This is a genomic window from Pseudomonas gingeri, from assembly GCF_013385635.1.
Taxonomy (GTDB): domain Bacteria; phylum Pseudomonadota; class Gammaproteobacteria; order Pseudomonadales; family Pseudomonadaceae; genus Aquipseudomonas; species Aquipseudomonas gingeri_A.
The window spans coordinates 30269-56196 of sequence record NZ_JACAPR010000023.1; the positions used below are offsets into that span (position 1 = coordinate 30269).

At 63.0% G+C, this 25928-nt stretch carries 24 protein-coding genes; 15 read left to right on the forward strand and 9 right to left on the reverse strand.

Annotation, left to right across the window (positions count from 1 at the left end; translation table 11 throughout):
- Positions 1-13 precede the first annotated feature (13 nt).
- The 6 genes from ptsP to HX851_RS25880 all read right to left on the reverse strand — a co-directional run bounded on the left by ptsP (position 14) and on the right by HX851_RS25880 (position 6679).
- Entirely contained in the window at positions 14-2530 is a 2517-nt protein-coding gene (gene ptsP / locus HX851_RS25855; protein WP_177066177.1) for a phosphoenolpyruvate--protein phosphotransferase, read from the reverse strand.
- A gap of 13 nt (positions 2531-2543) precedes the next feature.
- Entirely contained in the window at positions 2544-3566 is a 1023-nt protein-coding gene (locus HX851_RS25860; RefSeq protein ID WP_103032641.1) for an SIS domain-containing protein, read from the reverse strand.
- A complete protein-coding gene (gene nagA / locus HX851_RS25865) occupies positions 3547-4653 on the reverse strand; it encodes an N-acetylglucosamine-6-phosphate deacetylase (RefSeq protein ID WP_017124071.1) in 1107 nt (368 codons plus the stop codon). Before nagA ends, HX851_RS25860 begins: the two co-directional genes overlap by 20 nt.
- Before the next feature lie 19 nt (positions 4654-4672).
- A complete protein-coding gene (locus HX851_RS25870; protein WP_017124070.1) occupies positions 4673-5404 on the reverse strand; it encodes a GntR family transcriptional regulator in 732 nt (243 codons plus the stop codon).
- 179 nt (positions 5405-5583) lie between these two features.
- Positions 5584-6087 (reverse strand): L,D-transpeptidase family protein, encoded by a 504-nt coding sequence (locus tag HX851_RS25875; RefSeq protein ID WP_177059156.1) that lies wholly within the window; start codon positions 6085-6087, stop codon positions 5584-5586.
- 34 nt (positions 6088-6121) lie between these two features.
- On the reverse strand, positions 6122-6679 hold the full coding sequence (locus tag HX851_RS25880) for an NUDIX hydrolase (RefSeq protein WP_177066176.1): 558 nt from the start codon (positions 6677-6679) through the stop codon (positions 6122-6124).
- 146 nt (positions 6680-6825) lie between these two features.
- Between HX851_RS25880 and HX851_RS25885 the strand changes: the two genes are divergently transcribed.
- The 5 genes from HX851_RS25885 (at position 6826) to purT (ending at position 10026) form a co-directional block, all read left to right on the forward strand.
- A complete protein-coding gene (locus HX851_RS25885) occupies positions 6826-7425 on the forward strand; it encodes a CoA pyrophosphatase (protein WP_177066175.1) in 600 nt (199 codons plus the stop codon).
- A 46-nt stretch (positions 7426-7471) separates the two neighbouring features.
- Entirely contained in the window at positions 7472-7996 is a 525-nt protein-coding gene (locus HX851_RS25890) for a gamma carbonic anhydrase family protein (protein ID WP_177059162.1), read from the forward strand.
- Positions 7993-8202: a DUF1289 domain-containing protein gene (locus HX851_RS25895; protein ID WP_177066174.1), complete on the forward strand. Its 210-nt coding sequence runs from the start codon at positions 7993-7995 to the stop codon at positions 8200-8202. The genes HX851_RS25890 and HX851_RS25895 overlap by 4 nt, the downstream gene beginning before the upstream one ends.
- A 75-nt stretch (positions 8203-8277) precedes the next feature.
- Entirely contained in the window at positions 8278-8745 is a 468-nt protein-coding gene (locus HX851_RS25900) for a preQ0 transporter (RefSeq protein ID WP_177066173.1), read from the forward strand.
- Between the two features lie 99 nt (positions 8746-8844).
- Positions 8845-10026 (forward strand): formate-dependent phosphoribosylglycinamide formyltransferase, encoded by a 1182-nt coding sequence (purT, locus tag HX851_RS25905; RefSeq protein ID WP_177059167.1) that lies wholly within the window; start codon positions 8845-8847, stop codon positions 10024-10026.
- A 130-nt stretch (positions 10027-10156) separates the two neighbouring features.
- On the opposite strand, the gene HX851_RS25910 is transcribed toward purT, so the two are convergent.
- From HX851_RS25910 to HX851_RS25920, 3 genes are all read right to left on the reverse strand, one after another.
- Positions 10157-11473, reverse strand: coding sequence for an MFS transporter (locus tag HX851_RS25910; protein WP_177059169.1), 1317 nt, complete (start codon positions 11471-11473; stop codon positions 10157-10159).
- 63 nt (positions 11474-11536) lie between these two features.
- Positions 11537-12781: an HlyC/CorC family transporter gene (locus tag HX851_RS25915; RefSeq protein ID WP_177059178.1), complete on the reverse strand. Its 1245-nt coding sequence runs from the start codon at positions 12779-12781 to the stop codon at positions 11537-11539.
- Between the two features lie 12 nt (positions 12782-12793).
- On the reverse strand, positions 12794-13606 hold the full coding sequence (locus HX851_RS25920; RefSeq protein ID WP_177059185.1) for a cytochrome C assembly family protein: 813 nt from the start codon (positions 13604-13606) through the stop codon (positions 12794-12796).
- Between the two features lie 199 nt (positions 13607-13805).
- Between HX851_RS25920 and ffh the strand changes: the two genes are divergently transcribed.
- The 10 genes from ffh (at position 13806) to HX851_RS25970 (ending at position 25883) form a co-directional block, all read left to right on the forward strand.
- Positions 13806-15182, forward strand: coding sequence for a signal recognition particle protein (ffh, locus tag HX851_RS25925; protein WP_177059205.1), 1377 nt, complete (start codon positions 13806-13808; stop codon positions 15180-15182).
- A gap of 251 nt (positions 15183-15433) precedes the next feature.
- Positions 15434-15685, forward strand: coding sequence for a 30S ribosomal protein S16 (gene rpsP, locus HX851_RS25930; RefSeq protein ID WP_017124058.1), 252 nt, complete (start codon positions 15434-15436; stop codon positions 15683-15685).
- 5 nt (positions 15686-15690) lie between these two features.
- Entirely contained in the window at positions 15691-16227 is a 537-nt protein-coding gene (rimM, locus tag HX851_RS25935) for a ribosome maturation factor RimM (RefSeq protein WP_177059207.1), read from the forward strand.
- 3 nt (positions 16228-16230) lie between these two features.
- Positions 16231-16983 carry a tRNA (guanosine(37)-N1)-methyltransferase TrmD gene (gene trmD, locus HX851_RS25940; RefSeq protein WP_177066172.1) on the forward strand — a complete coding sequence of 251 codons (753 nt, stop codon included), beginning with the start codon at positions 16231-16233 and terminating at the stop codon, positions 16981-16983.
- Between the two features lie 45 nt (positions 16984-17028).
- Positions 17029-17379, forward strand: a complete 351-nt coding sequence (gene rplS, locus HX851_RS25945; RefSeq protein WP_003175895.1) for a 50S ribosomal protein L19 — start codon at positions 17029-17031, stop codon at positions 17377-17379.
- Positions 17380-17520: 141 nt separating this feature from the next.
- Positions 17521-18417, forward strand: coding sequence for a site-specific tyrosine recombinase XerD (xerD, locus tag HX851_RS25950; RefSeq protein ID WP_177059211.1), 897 nt, complete (start codon positions 17521-17523; stop codon positions 18415-18417).
- Positions 18418-18548: 131 nt separating this feature from the next.
- A complete protein-coding gene (locus tag HX851_RS25955; RefSeq protein ID WP_177059213.1) occupies positions 18549-19280 on the forward strand; it encodes a thioredoxin fold domain-containing protein in 732 nt (243 codons plus the stop codon).
- Positions 19281-19418: 138 nt separating this feature from the next.
- Positions 19419-20723, forward strand: a complete 1305-nt coding sequence (locus tag HX851_RS25960; protein WP_177059215.1) for a homoserine dehydrogenase — start codon at positions 19419-19421, stop codon at positions 20721-20723.
- Positions 20724-20754: 31 nt separating this feature from the next.
- Positions 20755-22164: a threonine synthase gene (thrC, locus tag HX851_RS25965; protein WP_177066171.1), complete on the forward strand. Its 1410-nt coding sequence runs from the start codon at positions 20755-20757 to the stop codon at positions 22162-22164.
- A 197-nt stretch (positions 22165-22361) separates the two neighbouring features.
- Positions 22362-25883: an ATP-binding protein gene (locus tag HX851_RS25970; protein WP_177066170.1), complete on the forward strand. Its 3522-nt coding sequence runs from the start codon at positions 22362-22364 to the stop codon at positions 25881-25883.
- Positions 25884-25928: the final 45 nt, after the last annotated feature.

Below are 25928 nucleotides of genomic sequence, written 5' to 3' on the forward strand. Positions count from 1 at the left end.
GTTGTTTTTGTTATCAGGCCAGCGGCCAGTGCCGGCGGCAGGTCTCGCGGACGCTGGCGGCACTGCCGAGTTGGAGCAGTGATTGACTGATCTGGCGACAGGCGGCGGCGTCGAGTTGGCGTACCCGCTCCTTGATCTCTCCGATCTGCGGCGGGCTCACGGACAGTTCAGTGACGCCCAGGCCGATCAATACCGGCGTGGCCAGCGGGTCCGAGGCCAGGGCACCACAGACACCGACCCAGCGTTGATGACGGGCCGCGCCGGCGCAGGTCTGGGCGATCAGGCGCAGCACCGCCGGGTGCAGGGCGTCGACCCGGGCGGCCAGGCCGGCATGATCACGGTCCATGGCCAGGGTGTACTGCGACAGGTCGTTGGTGCCGATGGAGAGGAAGTCGGCGTGCTCCGCCAACTGCTCGGCCAGCAGGGCGGCGGAGGGGACTTCGATCATCACCCCCAGTTCGGGACGCTGGTCGATTCCCAGTTCGGTGGCCAGGGTGTCGAGGCGCTGGCGGATCTGCAGCAGTTCATCGACCTCGCTGATCATCGGCAGCAGGATCCGGCAGCGTTGCAACGGGCTGACTTGCAGCAGTGCACGTAATTGCTGATCCAGCAGTTCTGGCCGCGCCCGGGCCAGGCGGATGCCGCGCAGGCCGAGTACGGGATTGGCCTCGAAGGGCAGCGGCAGGTAGTCGAGTTGCTTGTCGCCACCGACATCGATGGTGCGGATGATCACCGGCTTGTCGCCCATGGCATCGATAACGCCCTGGTAGGCGCTGCGCTGTTCCTGTTCATCGGGCGCGGTCTGGCGGTCGACAAACAGAAACTCGGTGCGCAGCAGGCCGACGCCATCGGCCCCGCCTTGATGGGCTTCCATGGCCTCATGGGCCGAGGCGACATTGGCCGCCACCTCGATGCACAGGCCGTCGCGGGTCTGTGCTCGTGCATGGCTGTGTTCCTGCTGTCGCTGGCGGCGCAGTTGATGTTGCCAGTGGGCCAATGCGACACCTTCGAGGCGTGCGCTGTCGGGACTCAGTTCGAGGCGTCCGTGATCGGCATCGAGCACCACCTGCTGGCCGGGGGCGATCTCCAGCAACTGCGGGCCGAGGGCGACCAGGCAGGGCAGGCCCTTGCTCCGGGCGAGGATCGCTACGTGGGACGTGGCACCGCCTGCGACCATGCACACTCCGGCGACCTTCTGCTGGCTGATCAGCAGGAGATCGGAAGGGGTCAGCTCCTGGGCGACGACAATCGAGCCTTCGGCCAGTTCGTAGTGCCAGGTCTCGCCGAGCAGGGCGCGCAGTACCCGTTGGCGCAGGTCGTGCAAATCGTTGGTGCGTTCGGCGAGCAACGGGTTGCCCAGGTTCAACAGGACCTGGCATTGCGTTTCGATAGTCTGGCTCCAGGCGTGTGTCGCCGCGCTGCCCTGTTCGATGGCCTGGCTGGCGGCATCGAGCAGGGTCGGGTCTTCGAGCAGGGCCAGGTGCGCGTTGAAGATCGCCTGTTCGGCGTGATCCTGGCGTCTGTGGGCCTGTTGCAGGGTGTCGTAGATTTCGCCGCGGACTTTTTCCAGCGCAATATCCAGGGCCTGCAATTGGTCGTCGGCGCTATGTCCACCGGTGTCCGGCGGCAGCTGGATGGCCTGCAGTCGCGCAATCGGGCCGCTGACCAGTCCGGGCGCGGCGCCTACGCCGTGCAGTACGCCGGCTTCGGCCAGTGGGGCGGCTGTGGTTGGCCGGATCGGTGGGCCATGGTGTTTGTCCTCTGCCAACGGGGTTTGCAAGACCCGCAGCAGCGCCTGCAACGCCGCTTCACGATCGGTGCCACGGCAGCTGATTTCCACCAGGTCCTGTTCGGTGACGCCCAGGCCCATGATGCCGATCAGGCTGTCGAGGGAGGCTGACCTTTCGCCCAGGTGCAGTCGTGCATCGCAGTTGAAGCCTTGTGCGGCCTGGCGCAACAGGGCCGCCGGGCGCGCGTGGAGGCCGCCGCGATGAGCGACCCGGGCACTGCCGCGAACCTCTTCGCTGGTCGCGCCGGGAATGCTTGTCGGCGGGGGCGCGGTTTGGCGCGACAGGACCCGCAGCAGCGGCTCACCGACCGTTACCGAGTCGCGGGGCAGGATCCGTAGCTCATAGTGTTCGCCGTTGGTCAGCACCAGCGGCGTCACCAGGCTTTTGCACTGGCGGGCGACCCGGTCGAGGTCGAAGCGCAGCAGGGCCTGGCCGGCACTGACCCGGGCACCTTCCGCGACCAGCAGGGCAAAGCCTTCGCCCTGCAGTTCGACGGTATCCAGGCCCAGGTGCAGCAACAGTTCGGCGCCGTTGTCGGCGCGCAGGGTCAGTGCGTGCAGCGTTCGCGCGACATGCAGGATCACCCCGGCACAGGGCGCATGCAGGGTGTCGTTGAGCGGGTCGATGGCGATGCCTTCGCCCATGGCGCCGCTGGCGAAGACCGCATCGTCGATGCGGGTGAGTGGGAGCACGGGACCGCTGAGCGGTGCGCCGAGGGTGATCTCATTGTTGTTATGCATGGCGCTGTACTCGTCAGTGGGTACGGGTGACTTTGCTCAGGTGACGCGGTTGGTCGGGGTCCATGCCGCGGGCCACGGCCAGTCGGGCGGCCATCACATAGAAACTCTGGATCGCCAGGATCGGATCGAGGGCCGGATGCCCGGCGCAGGTCAGGTCCAGGTCGCGCTCGGCGATATCGGGTGGCGCGGCGAGCAGCACGCGGGCGCCGCGCTGGCGCATGTCGGCGGCGAGCTTGAGCAGTCCGGCCTGTTCCGCGCCCCGTGGGGCGAAGACCAGCAGGGGGTAGCCGGCGTCGATCAGGGCCATCGGGCCGTGGCGCACCTCGGCGCTGCTGAAGGCTTCGGCCTGGATCGCCGAGGTTTCCTTGAACTTCAGCGCGGCCTCCTGGGCAATGGCGAAGCCGGCGCCGCGACCGATCACCATCAGCCGCTCGCTGCCGCGCAGCACGTCGATGGCCGCGCTCCAGTCCTGGGCCGCGGCCTGTTGCAGGCCGGCGGGCAGGGCCTGGCCGGCGTCGAGCAGGGCGCGATCCTGCTGCCAATGACCGAGCAGCCGGGCGCTGGCACTGAGGGTGGCGATGAAACTCTTGGTGGCGGCGACGCTTTGCTCGGCCCCGGCCAGCAGCGGCACGGTGTATTCGCAGGCGGCCTCCAGGGGCGAGTCGGGGGCGTTGACCATGGCCACGCTGAGGGCCCCGCGTTCGCGCAGCAGGTGCAGGCTGTCGACCAGGTCCGGGCTCTGTCCGGACTGGGAAAAGGCGAACACCGCCTGGCCGCTGACGCGCAATGGCGAATGCCGCAGGGTGACCACCGACATCGGCAGCGAGGCGACCGGTACGCCGGTCTGCTGCATGGTCAGGTAGGCGAAGTAACTGGCGGCATGGTCGGAGCTGCCCCGGGCGACAGTCATCGCCACATGGGGCGGCTGGCGGCGCAGGCGGGCGGCGATGGCCTTCAGGCCGTCGTCGAGTTGCTGCAACTGGCGGCTGACCGCCTCGTGAGAGGACAGTGCCTCTTCAAGCATTCTGGAAGTCAACGGCTTCTCCTTCGACCATTACCGAGGTCAGTGTCAACGAACGATCCAGGTGCACGCAGTCGGCCCAGGCTCCGGGCGCCAGGCGTCCGCGCTCTTCCAGGCCGAGGTAGTCGGCGGGGAACTGCGACAGGCGTTGCGAGGCTTCGGCGATGGGCAGGCCGATCTTCACCAGGTTGCGCAGGGCCTGGTCCATGGTCAGGGTGCTGCCGGCCAGGGTGCCGTCGGCCAGGCGTACGCCGCCCAGGCACTTGGTCACGGTGTGGCTGCCCAGCTTGTACTCGCCGTCCGGCATGCCGGCGGCGGCGGTCGAGTCGGTCACGCAATAGAGGCAGGGGATCGAGCGCAGGGCCACGCGCATCGCGCCCGGATGCACGTGCAGCAGGTCGGGGATCAGTTCGGCATAGCGGGCATGGGCCAGGGCGGCACCGACGATACCCGGCTCGCGGTGGTGCAACGGGCTCATGGCGTTGTACAGGTGGGTGAAGCTGGTGGCCCCGGCCTCAAGGGCGGCGACGCCTTCCTCGTAGCTGCCCAGGGTGTGGCCGATCTGCATGCGGATGCCGCGGCTGCTGAGGGCGCGGATTAATTGCGCGTGGCCGGCGATTTCCGGGGCGATGGTAATCACCCGGATCGGCGCGCGGCGCAGGTATTCATCGATTTCGGCGGCGATCGCCGTATGGGCGAAGTTCGGCTGGGCGCCGAGTTTGCCGGGATTGATGAACGGGCCTTCGAGGTGCACGCCAAGGACGCGGGCGGTGCCCGCCGGGCGCTGCTCGCAGTAATGGCCGAGCTGGCCGAGGATTTCGCCGATCTCCTCGGGCGGCGCGGTCATGGTCGTGGCCAGCAATGAGGTGGTGCCGAAGCGCAGGTGGGTGCGGGCGATGGTTTCGAAGGCGGCGCCACCCTCCATGATGTCCTTGCCGCCGCCACCGTGGACATGCAGGTCGATGAAACCGGGCAGCAGGTAGGGCAGGTCGTTGTCGGCCGGATCGCAGGGCGTGCCTTCGATACGTTGTACCTTGCCCGCCTGGTGTACCAGGCGGCCGCGGATCCAGCCTTGCGGGGTAAGGATATTGTCTTCGGACATGGCGGGTTCTCTGGGGAAGCTAACGTCGCAGTTCGGCGACGAAGTCGTAGTAGTCGTCACGGCAATAGGTGTCGGTCAGTTCGATGGGGGTGTTGTCTTCGAGGTAGCCGACGCGGGTCATCAACAGCATCGCGGTACCCGGCTCGATGCCCACCAGGGCGGCGAGGTCCGGCGAGGCATTGATCGCGCGGATATGTTGCAGGGCGCGGACCACGGGCCGACCGATACCGTCCAGGTATTCATAGAGCGAATCGCCGACCTGTTCCGGCTCGGGCAACAGCGCGGCGGGCAGGGTGCTCATCTCGATCGCCATCACCGTGTCGTCGGCCTTGCGCAGGCGCTTGAGGCGCGCAACCTTGTCGCTGGGGGACAGGGCCAGGCGGATCAGTTCTTCGTGGCTGGGCAGGGCGATATGGCGTTCCAGCCATTGCGAGCCGGGTACGAAGCCCTTGGAGCGAAGCATCTCGCTGAAGCTCGACAGGCGTGACAACGGCTGTTCCAGGCGCGGGGTGATAAAGGTCCCGGAACCCTGGCTGCGGCGGATCAGACCCTGTTCGAAGAGGACTTCCAGGGCTTTGCGGGCCGTCACCCGGGAGATACTCAGCAGTTCGCTCAGGTTGCGTTCCGAGGGCAGCGCCTGTTCGGCTTTCCATTGGCCGGCATGGATGGCGGCTTCCAGGTTGCGCGCCAGTTGCAGGTACAACGGCGTAGGCTGGGACTCGTCGGGACGCAGTGCGAGTATCTTGTTCATGTAGGATTTCCGATGCGGTTATTAGAGGTTTTTCGCTCGGGTAGTGGCATCAAGCTAATACCACTTAGATACCATGTCAATGCCACTGGTATTCTTCGAGCGCAATAAAAAGCCCGGCATGGGGAACATGTCGGGCATTCGGGGGGTCAGTGGTATCAGGGTGGTTGCGTGACATCGCTTCAGGGGCGGATTTCCACCAGGGTACCGTCCTTGACCAGGTTCCATACTTCGCGCATGTCGACGTTGCGCATGCCGACGCAGCCGTCGGTCCAGTCCAGGGTATGCAGCCACTGCTCCGGGTAATCCTCGGAGTCCGGCGTGCCGTGGATCATGATCATGCTGCCGGGGTTGACGCCCTCGCGACGGGCCCGTGCGGCATCGCTGATATTCGGGTAGGAAATGTGCATCGACAGATTGAATTTGTCGCTGGTCTTGCGCCAGTCGATCCAATAGAAACCTTCCGGTGTACGGCGGTCGCCTTCTATCAGCTTTTGTCCCCTGGGGTTTCTGCCCAGGGAGATGCGGTAGGTTTTCAGTGGTTTGCCGTCACTGATCAATTGCAGTTGGTGGGCGGACTTGAGGACAAGGACCTTTTCAATCATTCGACCTTGCAATGGGTCGGCGGCGGAAGCCTGGGAGAGCGCGGCAAACGACAGGCAGAAAACAGCAAGCAACCAACGCATTGAAACGGTATCCCTGAAAAAGTGGCGTAGCGGATTATTTGGGGGCGGCCGCTTTCGGCATCATGGGCGGCACGGCTTCGCTGCGCACCGGGAACTGTTGTGTGAGGCGGTCGGCGAAGAAGCATTCTAAGGTACGCCCGACGGTCCTGAAAGCGAGCTCGGACCAGGGGATCTCGTGCTCTTCGAACAGGCGCACCTCCAGGCTCTCGGTGCCGGCGCGGAAATCCAGGTCGGCCAGCTCGGCGCGGTAGAACACATGGACCTGATTGATGTGTGGCACATCGATCAGCGTGTAGATGCTCAGGTTGCGCACCCGCGCATACGCCTCTTCGAAGGTTTCCCTGCGTGCGGCGTCCTCGACGGTCTCGCCGTTTTCCATGAAGCCGGCCGGCAAGGTCCAGAATCCGAGGCGCGGCTCGATGGCCCGGCGGCAGAGCAGCACCTGGCTGCCCCAGACCGGTAGGCAGCCGGCGACGATATTGGGGTTCTGGTAATGAATGGTCTGACAGTGATCGCAGACAAAGCGCAGGCGTGTGTCGCCCTCGGGAATGCGTTGACTGACCGGTTTACCGCATTGGCTGCAGAACTTCATGCTGGATTCTCTGGGTGGCGCGCCTATCTTCGCGTGGTCGGTTGCCTGTCGGCAAGTTGTGCTTTCGCGACATGCAGCGGTTCAGGGCTTGGGCGACCTGCCGGTTTGGTGCATGATGCAGGGTAAGTCAGAAATCGAGATCAGCCATGCTGGATGAGCTACTTCGACGTGTCAGTGACCATACCCCGCGCCCCCTGGAAACGGATCGACGTTTTCCCGAGGCAGCGGTACTGGTGCCGATCACGCGCAGTGAAGCACCCGAGCTGGTACTGACCCTGCGGGCCAGCGGTCTTTCGACCCATGGTGGCGAGGTCGCGTTTCCCGGTGGTCGCCGCGATCCCGAGGACCCAGATCTGGTCTTCACGGCTCTGCGCGAAGCCGAGGAAGAGATCGGCCTGGCTCCTGGCCTGGTGGAAATCGTCGGTCCGCTCAGTCCGTTGATCTCGCTGCACGGGATCAAGGTAACGCCGTATGTCGGCGTGGTCCCGGACTTTGTCGAGTATCGGGCCAACGACGCCGAGATCGCCGCCGTGTTCAACGTTCCGCTGGAGTTCTTCCGCCAGGACCCGCGCGAACACACCCATCGCATCGATTATCAGGGCCGCAGCTGGTACGTGCCCAGTTATCGTTATGGTGAATTCAAGATCTGGGGGCTCACGGCGATCATGATCGTCGAGTTGATCAATCTGCTGTATGACGCCAAGATCAGCCTGCACAAGCCGCCCGAGCGGTTTATCAATATCTGAGCCATCGCCAGTATGGCGCTGTATCCCGAGCCGTGAGGATTACCGTATGAAATACCGCCTGGGCGACTTTCGTGTCGAAGCCCATCCGCAGAGCTGGGTGGCACCCAATGCCGTGCTGGTGGGCAAGGTCAAGCTGGAGGAGGGCGCCAATGTCTGGTTCAACGCCGTGCTGCGGGGTGACAACGAACTGATCCTGATCGGTCGCAACAGCAACGTCCAGGACGGTACGGTGATGCACACCGACATGGGCTATCCGCTGACCATCGGCACCGGCGTGACCATCGGCCACAACGCCATGCTGCACGGCTGCACCGTCGGCGACTACAGCCTGATTGGTATCAACGCGGTGATTCTCAACGGCGCGAAGATCGGCAAGAACTGCATTATCGGCGCCAATTCGCTGATCGGCGAAGGCAAGGAAATTCCCGACGGCTCGCTGGTGATGGGATCGCCGGGCAAGGTGGTGCGCGAGCTGACCGAGCCGCAGAAGAAGATGCTCGAGGCCAGTGCCGCCCACTATGTGCACAATTCGCAGCGTTATGCCCGCGACTTGCAGGAAGACGGGCAATGACCACGCCGGAGCGTCCGGTGCCCTCGCCCTGCGTGAGTATCTGCGCGCTGGACGAGCAGGATATCTGTACCGGTTGCCAGCGCACGGTCGAGGAAATCACCCGCTGGAGCCGGATGGATAACGTCGAGCGTCGCGAAGTGCTCGGGCGTTGCCATGAGCGGGCCAAGTCCAGCGGGCTGCTGTGGATGCTCGGGACGAAGGGCTGATTCAGCTCCCGGCTGTGACCCTCCTGGCGCTTTGCGGTAATCTGTAGGGCTACATCGACAGGTAGTCCTTGCCCCATGCTCTTTCTTATCGCCTATATCGCCAGCGTCGTGCTGATCAACTTCGCGTTTTCCAGCGCGCCGCACCTGGACATCATCTGGTCGGCCTGGGGCGGGCTGGTATTTATCCTGCGCGATATGGTCCAGACCCGTTTCGGTCACGGGGCCATTGTGGCCATGCTGGCGGCGCTGGTGCTGTCGTATGTGACCTCCGACCCGACCATCGCCCTGGCCAGCGCCAGCGCTTTCGCCATTTCCGAATGCATCGACTGGCTGGTGTTCAGTATCACCAGGCGCCCGCTGCACGACCGCCTGTGGATAAGTTCGGCGCTCAGCATCCCGTTGGACACCTTTATCTTCTTCGGCCTGATCGGCGCGTTGACCCCGGGCGTGGTCCTGACCGCGCTGGGCTCCAAGTTCGCCGGGGTCACCGTGGTCTGGCTGGTCATGGCCTGGCGTCTGCGCAAAGCCGCTCATCCGGCCTGAAACGATTTGCCCCAGTTCATGTAAAATGCCCGCCTTTAATTCCCAGCAGGTGCCCGCCGATCGGGCGCCTACGATGATCTGCTTCCTTGAGGACCTGAAATGACCCGTATCGGAACTCCACTGTCGCCGACCGCGACTCGCGTATTGCTCTGTGGCTGTGGTGAGCTGGGCAAGGAAGTCGTGATCGAACTGCAACGCCTGGGCGTTGAGGTGATCGCGGTTGACCGTTATGCCGATGCGCCGGCCATGCAGGTCGCCCATCGCAGCCACGTGATCAACATGCTCGACGGCGCAGCCCTGCGGGCCGTGATCGAAGCCGAGAAGCCGCACTTCATCGTCCCGGAAATCGAAGCCATTGCCACCGCCACCCTGGTGGAGTTGGAGGCCGAAGGTTTCACCGTGGTGCCGACCGCCCGCGCCGCGCAACTGACCATGAACCGTGAGGGTATCCGTCGCCTGGCCGCCGAAGAGCTGAAGCTGCCGACCTCACCGTACCACTTCGCCGACACCTTCGAGGCCTACAGCAAGGCCGTCGAGGACCTGGGTTTCCCATGCGTGGTCAAGCCGGTGATGAGTTCGTCGGGCAAGGGCCAGAGCCTGCTGCGCAGTGTCGATGATGTGCAGAAGGCCTGGGATTACGCCCAGGAAGGCGGTCGTGCCGGTAAAGGCAGGGTGATTGTCGAGGGTTTCATCGACTTCGACTACGAAATCACCTTGCTGACCGTGCGTCATGTCGGCGGCACCACGTTCTGCGCGCCGGTCGGTCACCGTCAGGAGAAGGGCGACTACCAGGAGTCCTGGCAGCCGCAAGCCATGAGTCCGCTGGCCTTGGCCGAATCGGAGCGGGTCGCCAAGGCAGTGACTGAAGCCCTCGGTGGGCGCGGCATGTTTGGCGTCGAGTTGTTCATCAAGGGCGACCAGGTGTGGTTCAGCGAAGTATCGCCGCGCCCCCATGACACCGGCATGGTGACCATGATTTCCCAGGACTTGTCGCAGTTCGCGCTGCACGCCCGGGCGATTCTCGGCTTGCCGATCCCGTTGATCCGTCAGTTCGGCCCGTCGGCCTCGGCGGTGATCCTGGTGGAGGGGCAATCGACCCGGACCGCCTTCGCCAACCTCGGTGCGGCGTTGAGCGAGCCGGATACCGCCTTGCGCCTGTTCGGCAAGCCGGAAGTCAACGGCCAGCGCCGCATGGGTGTGGCCCTGGCGCGTGACGAGTCGATCGAAGCCGCGCGGGCCAAGGCGACCCGTGCCGCTCAGGCTGTTGTGGTCGAGCTGTAACCCTGGTGCGCCATTCGCGGGCAAGCCCGCTCCCACAGTGATCGAGTCGTATCCGGATTTTGTCCACGACGCAAAAACCTGTGGGAGCGGGCTTGTCCGCGAAGAGCCCCTCAACGCCTGAGCAGTTCTATCAGGCGACCTTGTTCAAATCGTTGTAGCGCGTTTCCTTCAAACAGAAAATCGCAATCAGGCTCAACGCCGCCGCCCCCGATACATACCCGCCGACCCAGCTCAGACCGCCCATCGTCACCAGTTTCTGGGCAAAGAACGGTGCGGCCGAAGCTCCGACGATACCGCCCAGATTGTAGGCCGCCGACGCGCCGGTATAACGCACGTGGGTAGGAAACAGTTCAGGCAGCAACGCACCCATCGGCGCGAAGGTAATCCCCATCAGGAATAGCTCCAGGCACAGGAACAGCGCGACGCCGGTGGTCGAGCCGTGGCCCAGCAGCGGTTCCATGGTGAAACCGGACAGCAGTGCCAGCACCCCGCCGAGAATCAGCACCGGCTTGCGTCCGAAGCGGTCGCTGGCCCAGGCTGCCAGTGGTGTGGCCGCGGCCATGAACAGCACGGCAAAACACAGCAGCCCGAGGAAGGTTTCGCGGCTGTAGCCGAGGTTGGCCACGCCGTAGCTCAGGGAAAACACCGCCGAGATATAGAACAGCGCGTAGCACACCACCATCGCCACGGAGCCCAGCAGTACTGGCGCCCAGTAGCGGCTGAACAGCTCGATCAGCGGCATCTTCACCCGCTCCTGGCGCGCCACGGCGTTGGCGAAGACCGGGCTTTCCTCCAGCTTGAGGCGGACGTACAGACCGACGATCACCAGCGCGGCGCTGAGCAGGAACGGAATGCGCCAGCCCCAGGAACGGAACTGCTCGTCGCTCAGGGTCATGGCCAGGATCAGGAACAGGCCGTTGGCGGCGAGAAAGCCGATCGAAGGGCCCAGTTGCGGAAACATGCCGAACCAGGCGCGTTTGCCTTCGGGGGCGTTCTCGGTCGCCAGCAGCGCGGCCCCGCCCCATTCGCCGCCAAGTCCCAGGCCCTGGCCGAAGCGCAGCAGGCACAGCAGGATCGGCGCCCAGGCGCCGATGGTCGCGTAGCCGGGCAGCACGCCGATCAGCGTGGTGCAGATGCCCATCAGCAGTAGCGAGGCGACCAGGGTCGATTTGCGTCCGATACGGTCACCGAAGTGGCCGAACAGGATCGATCCCAGCGGGCGCGCCAGGAACGCGATACCAAAGGTCAGGAAGGCCGAGAGCATCTGCGCGGTGCCGTCAGTCTGTGGGAAAAATACCGGGCCGATCACCAGCGCGGCAGCGGTGGCATAGACATAGAAGTCGTAGAACTCGATGGCCGTGCCGATAAAACTGGCGGTCGCCACCCGCGAAGTGGAGTTCAGCGGCTTGTTCGGAGTGGAATCGTCAAAGGTGGTGCTGGAGGTCATTGCGAGCTTCCCTGAAAGTTTTGCACGTGCGAATTATTAGTATGAACACCCAGGGGTAAGGGCTTATTCCCGTGCGACCGCTTGTAGGGTCGAACTGGTATGCCAGGCCAGCACCTTGCTGACCCGGTTGTCCTCGGTTTCGAGGATTTCCAGGCGATAACGACCGATCTTCAGGCAGACCGCACTGTCCGGAATGGTTTCCAGGGCTTCGGTGACCAGGCCGTTGAGGGTCTTCGGGCCATCACTGGGCAGGTGCCAGCCCAGGCTCTTGTTCAGTTCGCGGATCGATGCGGCGCCGTCGATCACCAGGCGGCCGTCGGCCTGCGGGTGGATATGCGGGTTGGCCAGGCTGTGCTCGCTTTCGAATTCGCCGACGATCTCTTCGAGAATGTCTTCCAGGGTGACGATGCCGAGCACTTCGCCGTATTCGTCCACCACCATGCCCTGGCGTCGCTGCTGTTTGTGGAAGTTCAGCAGTTGCAGTTGCAGCGGCGTGCTTTCCGGCACGAAGTACGGTTCACGGCAGGCGGCGAGCAGGGAGGCTTTGGTCAGGCTGGCATCGAACAGTTGATGAAGGATCTGGCGGGTATTGAGCACCGCCTCGACCTGGTTGATATCGCTGTGGAACACCGGCAGGCGGGTGCGTCGGTTCTTCAGCAACTGCGCGATGATGTCCTCGATGGAGTCGTCGAGGTTGACCCCTTCTACTTCGCTACGGGGCACCAGGATGTCGTTGACCGTGATGTTGTGCAGCGCATGGATGCTGGACAGAGACGGGTGGCGCGCCGGGTGCTCCGGTTCGTCTTCCGGATCGAGGGGAGGCATGTCCTCGTCGCTCTGCTTGACCGTGCCGGGCTTGCTGATAAAGGGGCGCAGCAGCAGGCGGGCGGCACCGTTGAGCAGCCAGGCCGCGGGATAGAGGATTTTCAGCGGGACGCCGAGCAAGGCGTTGCCGGTCGCGAGGATGGCTTCTGGGTAGCGGGCGGCGAGCAGGCGCGGCAGGTAGTCGGCGAATACCAGTAGCGCCACCGTGCTGCCCAGGCACGCGAGCCAGGGGCCGTGTTCGCCCCAGAGCAGCAGCGAGAGCAGGGTGCCGATGATCACCGCGACGATGCGGCACAGGGTGTTGCAGAGGATCAGGCTGTCCCGCGGGAAGCTCAGGCGCGCGGCGGGTTTGTCACCCGAGCGCGAGGCCGGGCGCTGTGCCGTGAGCAATTGCTGGGCGACTTCGATGGCGGTGAACAGCGCCGACCAGAGGATCAGCAGGGCCAATACAGCGAGCATCGGTCCGGCGGGCAGGTTGTCCATGATTTCGGCCCGTCAGATATGCAGGATGTATTCGCGGACCAGCTTGCTGCCAAAATAGGCCAGCATCAGCAGGCAGAAACCGGCCAGGGTCCAGCGGATTGCCTTGTGCCCGCGCCAGCCGAGGCGGTTGCGGCCCCACAGCAGCACGCTGAACACCACCCAGGCCAGGCAGGCCAGCAGGGTCTTGTGCACCAGGTGCTGGGCGAAGAGGTTCTCGACGAACAGCCAGCCGGAGATCAGTGACAGCGACAGCAGTGTCCAGCCGGCCCAGAGGAAACCGAACAGCAGGCTTTCCATGGTTTGCAGCGGCGGGAAGTTCTTGATCAGCCCGGAAGGATGCTTGTGCTTGAGCTGGTGGTCCTGCAACAGCAGCAGCAGGGCCTGGAACACTGCGATGGTAAACATGCCGTAGGCGAGGATCGACAGCAGGATATGCGCAAGGATGCCCGGCTCTTCATCGATGATCTGCACCGTGCCCGAGGGCGCGAACTGAGCCAATAGCACCGTCAGCAGGCCTAGCGGGAACAGCAGGATCAGCAGGTTCTCCACGGGGATCCGCGCACAGGCGACCAGGGTCAGGGCGATCACCGCGACGGCGATCAGGCTGGCGGCGTTGAAGAAGTCCAGGCCCAGTCCGACCGGGGTCGCCAGGTGGGTGCACAGGGCAATCGCGTGGGCCAGCACGGCGAATACGCCGAGCCCGACCAGCAGGCGTTTGTCGGCCTTGGCACACTGGCGCAGGCGAGTGCCTTGATAGAGGGTCGCAGCGGCATACAAGCAGGCGGCGGCGAGGCTGGTCAGCAAACTGGGTGACAAAGGAAGCATAAGTCCTGTGAAGCAAGCCCGAAAGGCGCTGAGTTTGGCATACAACCGCCAGTCCACGAAAGACCGTGGCGCTAGTGCCGCGCACGCAGTCTCGCTATAATCCGCGACCTGCCCACGCCGCAGGCTCGCCAGGCACGCTTTTGACTACGCCGGCAGCCTATTACCTCGGTTCTATATTAGGGGCCTCAAAGGATCGCGCATGTTTGAAAACCTGACCGACCGTCTCTCGCAGACGCTGCGCCATGTCACCGGCAAGGCCAAGCTGACCGAGGACAATATCAAAGACACCCTGCGTGAAGTGCGCATGGCGTTGCTCGAAGCCGACGTCGCCCTGCCGGTGGTGAAGGACTTCGTCAATTCGGTCAAGGAACGCGCCGTCGGCACCGAAGTGTCGCGCAGCCTGACGCCGGGCCAGGCGTTCGTGAAGATCGTCCAGGCCGAACTCGAAAGCCTGATGGGCGCCGCCAACGAAGACCTGAACCTGAGCGCCGTGCCGCCAGCGGTCATCCTCATGGCCGGTCTGCAGGGCGCGGGCAAGACCACCACCGCCGGCAAGCTGGCGCGCTTCCTTAAAGAGCGCAAGAAGAAAAGCGTGATGGTGGTGTCGGCGGACGTGTACCGCCCGGCCGCGATCAAGCAGCTGGAAACCCTGGCCAACGATATCGGCGTGACCTTCTTCCCGTCCGATATCAGCCAGAAGCCGGTGGATATCGCCGAAGCGGCGATCAAGGAAGCGCGTCTCAAGTTCATCGACGTGGTTATCGTCGACACCGCCGGTCGTCTGCATATCGACGCCGAGATGATGGGCGAGATCCAGCAACTGCACGCGGCGATCAAGCCGGTGGAAACGCTGTTCGTGGTCGACGCGATGACCGGCCAGGACGCCGCCAACACCGCCAAGGCCTTTGGCGACGCACTGCCGCTGACCGGCGTGATCCTGACCAAGGTCGACGGCGATGCCCGTGGCGGTGCCGCGCTGTCGGTCCGCGCCATCACCGGCAAGCCGATCAAGTTCCTCGGCATGGGTGAAAAGAGCGAAGCGCTCGACCCCTTCCACCCGGACCGGATCGCCTCGCGCATCCTCGGCATGGGCGACGTGCTCAGCCTGATCGAACAGGCCGAAGCGACGCTCGACAAGGACAAAGCCGACAAGCTTGCCAAAAAGTTGAAGAAGGGCAAGGGTTTCGATCTCGAAGACTTCCGTGACCAGTTGCAACAGATGAAGAACATGGGCGGCCTCGGCGGCCTGATGGACAAGCTGCCGAATATCGGCGGCGTCAACCTGGCGCAGATGGGCAATGCCCAGGGTGCGGCAGAGAAGCAGTTCAAGCAGATGGAAGCCATCATCAATTCCATGACCCCGGCCGAACGCCGCGACCCCGAGCTGATCAGCGGCTCGCGCAAGCGCCGCATCGCCATGGGCTCCGGCACTCAGGTGCAGGACATCGGGCGCTTGATCAAGCAGCACAAGCAGATGCAGAAGATGATGAAGAAATTCTCCGCCAAAGGCGGTATGGCCAAGATGATGCGCGGCATGGGCGGTATGTTGCCCGGCGGCGGCATGCCGAAAATGTAAAGAATCTGCGCCGGCTGTCATGCCGGCGTTGCCCCGCACGGACGCGGGGATCTCCAGTAAACCCGCGCTATGCGGGAGCTGACCGGCCGTTTTTTATGACGGCTCTATGGCAAATCTTGATTGCATGGCGCCAGGCGCCGGAAAAAGTCATTTGCAAAAGTCCGGATATTCCTTAGAATATGCGGCCTTTCGGGCACCTATGCCCGCTGTGCATTTAGATTTGCAGCACCGACTACAGGAACGATGTTCACATGCTAACAATCCGTCTTGCCCTTGGCGGCTCCAAAAAGCGCCCGTTTTACCACCTGACCGTAACCGACAGCCGCAACGCTCGTGACGGTTCGCACAAAGAACAAGTGGGTTTCTTCAACCCGGTTGCTCGTGGTCAGGAAGTTCGTCTGTCCGTGAACCAAGAGCGCGTAGCCTACTGGCTGAGCGTTGGTGCACAACCCTCTGAGCGCGTTGCTCAGTTGCTGAAGGAAAACGCTAAGGTTGCGGCCTGAGCAATATGAACGCGACGCCGGCTTCTACCGATGATTTGATCGTTATCGGCAAGATCTACTCTGTTCATGGCGTTCGCGGCGAAGTGAAGGTTTATTCCTTTACTGATCCAATCAAAAACCTGTTGGACTACAAAACCTGGACGCTCAAGCGCGAAGGTAGCGTGAAACAGGTAGAGCTGGTCAGCGGACGCGGGAACGACAAGTTCCTGGTCGCAAAGCTCAAGGGTCTCGATGATCGTGAAGAAGCGCGTCTTCTGGCCGGTTATGAGATCTGCGTGCCGCGCAACCTGTTTCCTGAACTGACCGACGGCGAGTACTACTGGTACCAGCTGGAAGGTCTCAAGGTCATCGATACCCTCGGACAACTGTTCGGGAAAGTCGATCACCTGCTGGAGACTGGCTCGAATGATGTCATGGTGGTCAAGCCTTGCCCGGGCAGCCTGGATGATCGCGAACGCCTGTTGCCCTATACGGAGCAATGCGTGTTGGCCGTCGACCTTGCCGCTGGCGAGATGAAGGTGGATTGGGATGCGGACTTCTAAGCGATGGCTAGCCTGCGCGTAGAAGTGATCAGTTTGTTTCCCGAAATGTTTTCCGCCATCAGCGATTACGGCATCACCAGTCGTGCGGTGAAACAGGGGCTCTTGCAGTTGACCTGTTGGAACCCGCGGGACTACACGACGGATCGACATCACACTGTGGACGATCGCCCATTTGGCGGTGGTCCGGGCATGGTGATGAAGATCAAGCCCCTTGAGGACGCCCTGGTTCAGGCCAAGGCAGCAGCAGGGGAGGCGGCGAAGGTGATTTACCTGTCGCCCCAGGGCCGGCAACTGAATCAGTTGGCGGTACGCGACCTGGCGAACAAGGAAGCCTTGATCCTCATTGCAGGTCGTTACGAAGGCATTGACGAGCGCTTTATAGAGGCTCATGTCGATGAAGAGTGGTCGATTGGGGACTATGTTCTTTCCGGTGGCGAGCTGCCGGCGATGGTCCTGATAGATGCGGTTACACGGCTGCTGCCCGGAGCTTTAGGGCATGCGGACTCCGCGGAGGAAGATTCCTTCACGGATGGTTTGCTGGATTGCCCGCACTACACCCGTCCGGAGGTGTATGCGGATCAGCGTGTTCCCGACGTGTTGCTCAGTGGCAACCACGCACATATCCGGCGTTGGCGTCTGAAGCAGTCCCTTGGCAGGACCTCGGAACGACGCGCCGATCTTCTGGAAAGCCGCTCGCTTTCTGGAGAAGAGAAGAAGCTGCTCGAGGAATACATCCGCGAGCGGGACGATAGTTAACAACGTATCGATGGTAGATCAGACGATTTACCTTAGGAGCACAGCATGACTAACAAAATCATCCTTGCACTCGAAGCAGAGCAGATGACCAAAGAGATCCCTACCTTTGCCCCGGGCGACACCATTGTCGTTCAGGTGAAAGTGAAGGAAGGCGACCGTTCGCGTCTGCAGGCGTTCGAAGGCGTGGTAATTGCCAAGCGTAACCGTGGTGTGAACAGCGCGTTCACCGTACGTAAAATCTCCAACGGTGTTGGCGTAGAGCGTACTTTCCAGACCTACAGCCCGCAAATCGACAGCATGGCTGTCAAGCGTCGCGGCGACGTACGTAAGGCCAAGCTGTACTACCTGCGCGACCTGTCGGGTAAAGCAGCTCGCATCAAGGAAAAACTGGCTTAAGTCCAGCTTCCGATGCAGAAAAAAGCAGCCTACGGGCTGCTTTTTTGTTGTCTGCGTTTTGAAAAAACCATTGGTCGCTGTCACAGTCAGATTGCAATGGATACCCCGTGCAGGAGCTGGCTTGCCAGCGATGAGACCCTTATGCCCGCCATCGATCACCCGCTTATCGACCAGTTCCTCGACGCCCTGTGGCTGGAGAAAGGTCTCTCGGACAATACCCGTGATGCCTATCGCAGCGACCTTGCGCTGTTCAACGGCTGGTTGCAGGAAAAGGGCCTGGAGCTGCTCAATGCGGGTCGCGAGCTGATTCTCGACCACCTGGCCTGGCGTCTGGAGCAGTCCTACAAACCGCGCTCCACGGCCCGCTTTCTTTCCGGAGTGCGTGGGTTCTATCGTTATCTGCTGCGCGAAAAGCTAATCGCCGTCGATCCGACCCTGCAGGTGGAGATGCCGCAGTTGGGGCGTCCATTGCCCAAGTCCCTGTCGGAAGCCGACGTCGAAGCCTTGCTGAAAGCGCCGGACCTGAGCGAGGCGATCGGCCAGCGCGACCGCGCCATGCTCGAAGTGCTGTACGCCTGCGGGCTGCGGGTGACGGAACTGATCAGTCTGACCCTGGAACAGGTCAACCTGCGCCAGGGCGTGCTGCGGGTCATGGGCAAGGGCAGCAAGGAACGCCTGGTGCCGATGGGCGAGGAAGCGATTGTCTGGGTCGAACGCTACATGCGCGATGCCCGTGGCGAACTGCTCGGCGGCCGGCCGAGCGATGTGCTGTTTCCCAGCCAGCGCGGCGAGCAGATGACCCGCCAGACCTTCTGGCACCGAATCAAGCACCAGGCCAAGGTCGCCGGGATCGGCAAATCGCTGTCCCCGCACACCCTGCGCCATGCCTTTGCGACCCATCTGCTCAACCACGGTGCGGACCTGCGGGTGGTGCAGATGCTGCTGGGGCACAGCGACCTGTCGACCACCCAGATCTATACCCATGTCGCCCGTGCCCGCCTGCAGGACATGCACGCCAAACATCACCCGCGCGGCTGAGGCGACACGGGGTTCGGCCCAGCCGGGCTTATGTGATAGGCTTTATCGGTTTGCAAAGCGGGCACTTGAAACCGGTCTGTTCCAGAACGGATCGATCAGCCTGGCCCCTTTGCCCGCTATCAGGAGTTCCCATGCGCTTGACTCAGATTTTCGCCGCCGCCGCCCTGGCGTTGGTCAGCACCTTCGCCTTGGCCGATGACACCGCCGAACAGGCGATTCGCAAGAGCCTCGACAGCCTCCAGCTGGAAACTCCGGTGGAGAGCATTTCCGCCAGTCCCCTGGCCGGCCTTTACGAAGTCAAGCTCAAGGGCAGCCGCGTGCTGTATGCCAGCGCCGACGGCCAGTTCGTCATGCAGGGCTATCTGTTCCAGCTCAAGGACGGCAAGCCGGTCAACCTGACCGAAAAAACCGAGCGCCTGGGCATCTCCAAGCTGATCAACGGTATTCCGGTGGCCGAGACCGTGGTCTATCCGGCCATCGGCGAAACCAAGTCGCATATCACCGTGTTCACCGATACCACCTGCCCGTACTGCCACAAGCTGCACGCGGAAGTGCCGGCGCTGAACAAGATGGGCATCGAAGTGCGTTATGTCGCCTTCCCGCGCCAGGGCCTGGGTTCGCCGGGTGACGAGCAGTTGCAGGCGGTCTGGTGCTCGGCCGACAAGAAAACCGCCATGGACCAGATGGTCGATGGCAAGGAAATCAAGGCCGCCAAGTGTGCCAACCCGGTATCCAGGCAGTTCGCCCTCGGCCAGTCGATCGGGGTCAACGGCACACCGGCCATCGTCCTGGCTGACGGCCAGGTGATTCCGGGCTACCAGCCGGCGGCACAAGTTGCCAAACTGGCCTTGGCCGCCAAGTAATCCAGCCTCGTCGCGGTCGCCTTTGACGAGCAAGACCCCGGACATCTGGCCCGGCGGTCCTAAACAGCAAGCCGCTGGTGGTCCAGCGGCTGTTTTCCACGGCCGACCTCGCGTCGGCCGTTTCATGGGGAGTTCAGAGTGAAACCGGTCAAAGTAGGCATCTGTGGGTTAGGTACCGTCGGTGGCGGCACCTTCAACGTACTTCAGCGTAACGCCGAGGAAATTGCTCGTCGTGCCGGGCGTGGAATCGAAGTGGCGCAAATCGCCACGCGCACGCCAAAGCCTCAGTTCCAAACGACCGGTATTGCGATTACCAGCGATGTCTTCGAAGTGGCCACGAACCCTGAGATCGACATCGTCATAGAGCTGATGGGCGGCTATACCGTTGCCCGCGAGCTGGTACTCAAAGCGATCGAGAACGGCAAGCATGTGGTCACCGCGAACAAGGCGCTGATCGCCGTGCACGGCAATGAAATCTTCGCCAAGGCCCGCGAGAAGGGCGTGATCGTCGCGTTCGAAGCGGCCGTGGCCGGCGGTATCCCGGTGATCAAGGCGATCCGTGAAGGCCTGTCGGCCAACCGTATCAACTGGGTCGCCGGCATCATCAACGGCACGGGCAACTTCATCCTTACCGAGATGCGCGAGAAGGGCCGTACCTTCGAGGACGTGCTGGTCGAGGCCCAGGCCCTGGGTTACGCCGAAGCCGATCCGACCTTCGACGTCGAAGGCATCGATGCCGCGCACAAGCTGACCATCCTGGCGTCCATCGCGTTCGGTATTCCGCTGCAGTTCGACAAGGCCTACACCGAAGGCATCACCCAACTGACCACTGCCGACGTCAACTATGCCGAGGCCCTGGGCTATCGCATCAAGCACCTGGGCGTGGCGCGCAGCACCGCTGCCGGTATCGAGTTGCGGGTCCATCCGACGCTGATCCCGGCCGATCGCCTGATCGCCAACGTCAACGGTGTGATGAACGCCGTCATGGTCAATGGCGACGCCGCCGGTTCGACCCTGTTCTACGGTGCCGGTGCCGGCATGGAACCCACCGCTTCGTCGGTCATCGCCGACCTGGTGGACGTGGTGCGGGCAATGACCTCCGACCCGGAGAATCGTGTACCGCACCTGGCCTTCCAGCCGGATTCGCTGTCGGCCCACCCGATCCTGCCGATCGAGGCCTGCGAAAGTTCCTACTACCTGCGGATCCAGGCCAAGGACCATCCGGGTGTCCTGGCCCAGGTGGCGAGCATCCTGTCGGAGCGCGGGATCAACATCGAATCGATCATGCAGAAGGAAGTCGAAGAGCATGACGGCCTGGTGCCGATGATCCTGTTGACCCACCGCGTGCTGGAGCAGCACATCAACGACGCCATCGCTGCGCTGGAGGCCCTGCAAGGTGTGGTCGGCCCTGTCGTGCGGATCCGCGTCGAGCACTTGAACTAAGCCGGCGCTGCCGATTAGAGAGGAATTCTTCATGCGTTACATCAGTACCCGCGGCCAGGCACCGGCCCTGAATTTCGAAGACGTGCTGCTGGCCGGCCTGGCCAGCGACGGTGGCCTGTACGTGCCGGAAAACCTGCCACGCTTCACCCAGGAGGAAATCGCTTCCTGGGCCGGCCTGCCGTACCACGAGCTGGCGTTCCGGGTCATGCGCCCGTTCGTCACCGGCAGCATTGTGGATGCCGACTTCAAGAAGATCCTCGAGGAAACATACGGGGTCTTCGCCCATAACGCCGTCGCGCCGTTGCGCCAGCTCAATGGCAACGAATGGGTGCTCGAGCTGTTCCACGGCCCGACTCTGGCGTTCAAGGACTTCGCCCTGCAACTGCTCGGCCGCTTGCTCGACTACGTGCTGGAAAAGCGCGGCGAGCGCGTGGTGATCGTCGGCGCCACCTCCGGTGATACCGGCTCGGCGGCGATCGAAGGCTGCAAGCATTGCGAGAACGTCGATATCTTCATCCTGCATCCGCACAACCGGGTGTCGGAAGTGCAGCGGCGGCAGATGACCACCCTTTTCGGCGAGAACATCCACAACATCGCCATCGAAGGCAACTTCGACGACTGCCAGGAAATGGTCAAGAACAGCTTCGCCGACCAGAGCTTTCTCAAAGGCACGCGGCTGGTCGCGGTGAACTCGATCAACTGGGCGCGAATCATGGCCCAGATCGTCTACTACTTCCATGCGGCCCTGCAGTTGGGCGGCCCGGCCCGTTCGGTGGCGTTCTCGGTGCCGACCGGCAACTTCGGCGACATCTTCGCCGGCTACCTGGCGCGCAACATGGGCCTGCCGATCAGCCAGCTGATCGTCGCCACCAACCGCAACGACATCCTGCACCGCTTCATGAGCGGCAACCAGTACGTCAAGGAAACCCTGCACGCGACCCTGTCGCCGTCCATGGACATCATGGTCTCGTCGAACTTCGAACGCCTGCTGTTCGACTTGCACGGTCGTAACGGCGCGGCCATCGCCGGCCTGATGGACACCTTCAAGCAAGGTGGCGGTTTCAGTGTCGACCAGGATCGCTGGACCGAGGCGCGCAAGCTGTTCGACTCCCTGGCCGTGGACGATGCGCAGACCTGCGAGACCATCGCCGAAGTCTTCGCCCAGACCGGCGAGGTGCTCGACCCGCATACCGCCATCGGCGTCAAGGCCGCCCGTGAGTGCCGTCGCAGCCTGGATACGCCGATGGTGATCCTGGGCACTGCGCACCCGGTCAAGTTCCCTGAAGCAGTTGAGAAAGCGGGTGTAGGAAAAGCTCTTGAGCTGCCAGCACATCTTTCCGATTTGTTTGAAAGAGATGAGCGTTGCACGGTCCTGGCCAACGACCTGAAAGCCGTACAGGCCTTTGTCAGCCAGCATGGCAACCGCGGCAAGCCGCTCTGACCGACTAGAAAGGTCACACTTTAGAGCCCGCCCCTTGGCGGGCTTTATCGTTTTTGCATGCCAAACTTGCGCCCTGTTTTTTCATGTTCCGAATAAAAGGGGTCAGGTAATTCGTCATGGTGTTTCAGCGCAGATCGCTACATTCCACTCTGGCATGGCTGCTATTGGCGCTGCTTGCGAGCCTGTCGGGCCATTCGATGGCTGCGCAGGGGCTGCCATTCAGCCTGCCCGCGTCGTTTGTCGAGCTCGACCGGTTGCCCTTGAGTGCGGACGAGCGGCACTGGCTGGGGGCCGAGCGTATCTTGCGGGTGGGTATTTCGGTGGCCGACTACGAGCCGGTGGACATTACCAACGACCGTAATCGCTACCAGGGTATCAGCGCCGACTATGTCGGACTGATCCGCGATCGGCTCGGGGTGGCGGTGGAGGTCATCGGCTTTGCCGAGCGTGACCAGGCCGTGGAAGCCTTGCGCAACGGCCAGATCGATTTCCTCACCAGCGCCAACGGCTTCGAGCGGGGCGTTCCCGAGCTGGCGTTCTCCAGCGACTACATGCCCGACCGATCAGTGATCGTCACTCGCAGTGAAACCCCTGGCCTGGGTGATCTCAAGGACCGCAAGGTGGTCCTGCTGGAAGGTTATGCCGATGCGCAGGTGGTGCATGCCACCTATCCCGGAAGCAGGATCATCCTCGCGCCGACCCTCTACAGCGCACTGGAGGCACTGGCCCAGGGCGAGGTCGACGCCTTTATCGGCAATGAAGTGATTGTCCGGGCCTACAAGACCATCCGGCCTTATATGGGCTTGCAGATTCGTGGCCAGAGCGCGCTGCCGCCCATCGGCTTCGCCTTTGCCACGCGCAAGTCGCAGCCGTTGCTCAGTGGCTTGATCCAGCGTGCGCTGGACAGTATCGACGAGGCCACGCAACGGGAAATCCTGGCACGCTGGACCACCGGTTTCGGCTCGGATATCACCCAGCCGCGGGTCAACCTGACCCCCGCGGAACTGGCCTGGATCGACAAGCATCCACGGGTGGTGGTCGCGTCCCAGCAGTATCCGCCGCATATCTACAAGGATGGCCACGACCGCTGGGTAGGCCTCAATGCCGACCTGCTGGCGCGTATTTCACGGATGACCGGGCTGCAGTTCGTCTTCGAGGAAAGCTTCTCCACTATGCAGACCATCGGCATGCTCAAGGAGGGCAAGGCGATGATGAACGGCTCGCTGGCGGAAAGTCCTGAGCGCAAGGCCTTCCTGAATTTCACCTATGCCTTCGGCGGCAGTTCCTGGGTCTTTGTCGTGCCGGTCAACGACTCCCCGCTGGGCTCGTTCAAGCAGCTGTCCGGACGTGTCCTGGCGCTACCCGAAGGGCATGCGCTGCAAACGATGATTCGCCGCGAGCACCCTGATGTCGTGCTGCGCAGTGTCAGGACCCCGGAGGAGGCCCGCGCCCTGGTGGAGAATGGCGAGGCGGCGGCGACCATTCAGAGCGATGCCTGGGCCTATCTGTATCCGCCCGGCAGATTGAAGGTCGGGCGCAGCGTGGAAGGGCTCTGGTCCGCCGACAGTTTTTCGGTGGTGAAGACGTCTCCCGAACTGCTCAGCATTCTCAACAAGTCGCTGGAGGCGTTTCCTGTCGCGGAACTGCGGGCACTGCGGATCAAGTGGCTCGGTGCCGTACCCGTGGCACCGCCGCCGTCGGTGTGGAAGCGGGTACCACGCTGGGTCTATGGGCTGGCCGGGGCGATGTTGCTGCTGGGGGTTGTCTCGCTCGCCTGGAACCGCCGCCTGAATATCCAGATTCGCCAGCGCCGCCAGGCCGAGCAGGAGCTCAATGACCGGCTGGCCTTCCAGCGGGCGCTGCTGGACGGCATCCCCAATCCGATTTTCGTGCGTGACCTGCAAGGGCGGCTGATCACCTGCAATCGCAGTTACGAGCAGGGCCTGTCGACGACACTGGAGCAGGTACAGGGGCGGCGTGTTACCGAAACCGGCATGCTGCCCGAGGAGGTTGCCCGGCAACTGCATGATGAGTTCGTGCAGTTGCTGGACGACCAGCAACCGGTCTTCAAGGATCGTCGGCTCGAATTTATCAGTGGCAGTATCGATGTCTATCAATGGATGGTGCCCTTCTACTCGGCCGAGGCGCAGTTGCAGGGGCTGTTGGGCGGCTGGATCGATATCACCGAAAGAAAGCGACTCGAGGCACAACTGACCGAGGCCCGTCGGCAGGCCGAGCAGGCCAGCGAGGCCAAGAGTGCCTTCCTGGCAACCATGAGCCATGAAATTCGCACGCCCATGGGGGCCATCATCGGCTTGCTCGAAGTGGAGCGCGAACAGGCGCTGGCCAGGGGGCAGGCATTCTCGCAAGGTTTGCAGGTGGCCTATCAGTCGGCGCGGGAGCTGACTACGCTGATCGGCGACAGCCTCGACCTGGCCAAAATCGAGGCCGGGCGCATGCGCCTGGACCTGCAACCCACCGACTTGAAGCATTTCCTCGAGGGCGTCGTGCGCTTGTTCCAAGCCCAGGCCGGGGAGAAGGGGATCGAACTGAGCCTGGATATCGAACCCCTGTTCGTGGACGACCATCGGCTCGACCCGCTGCGCTTGCGCCAGGTGCTGCACAACCTGATCGGCAATGCCCTGAAGTTCACCCATGAGGGCTTTGTTCGCGTTCGCGTTGTCCGGCTTGCGCAATCGGCGGATATCGACCACCTCTGCATCGCTATCGAAGACAGCGGCAGGGGCATCGGCCCGGAGCAACAGGCAGCACTGTTCACACCCTTTATGCAGGTTCGCGGCGAAACCGATGAGGAATATCGCGGGACCGGCCTGGGCCTGAGTATCTGCAAGCAACTGGTGGAACTGATGGGCGGCGACATCGAGCTGCAAAGCCATGCCGGGCAGGGCACCCAGGTGCGCCTGGAGTTGCCGCTCCAGCGCGAGGCACGCCGCTCGACACCGGTACCGCAGCTCGATACCAGGTCCGAGCTGCCGGCCTTGAACGTGTTGATCGTCGATGACCTTTCCGCCAATCGCCTGGTGCTGCATCAGCAGCTCGCCGTGCTCGGCCAGCGCGTCGAGTCGTTCCAGACGGCGCAAGCAGCGCTGCTGGCCTGGCAGAGCGGACACTTCGACCTGGTGATCAGCGATTGCAACATGCCCGGGATGAGCGGCTATGAGTTGGCTGAGGCGCTGCGGCGGTTGGAGTTCGAGGAGCAGCGTCCGGCCTGCCTGATTGTCGGGTGCACGGCCAACGCCATGAGCGATGAGCGGCAACGCTGCCTGCGGGCCGGCATGAACGATCTGCTGGTCAAGCCCGTGGTCCTCGATGACCTGGCCCGCCTGCTGGCGGATATCGCGCCCCGGGAAAAATCCTTCGATATCCAGACGCTGCGGAATATGACGCTGGCCGATACCGAGGTGTTGCAGCGCATGCTGCTGGAGCTCTGGAAGAACCTGCGGGAGGAGCGCGACGAACTGGAAACGATGGTAGGCCGGACTGACTGGGAAGGCGTGGCGATGTCCGTGCACCGCCTCAAGGGGATCGCCTCCCTGGTCGATGCCATCGCCCTGGCGCGGGCCTGTGTCGACATGGACGGTTGCCTGCGCCTGCGGGCGGCCGAGCGGTTGCAGCCGCAATGGCAGGTACTCAAGGCGGCGATCGATCAGGTGATCGGCGACATCGAGCCGGGCCTGCAAGAGGGGGCGGTACTTTAGGACTTGTCCTATGGGGAGCGCTCGCTCCCCTGGCTAAGGTGGAAA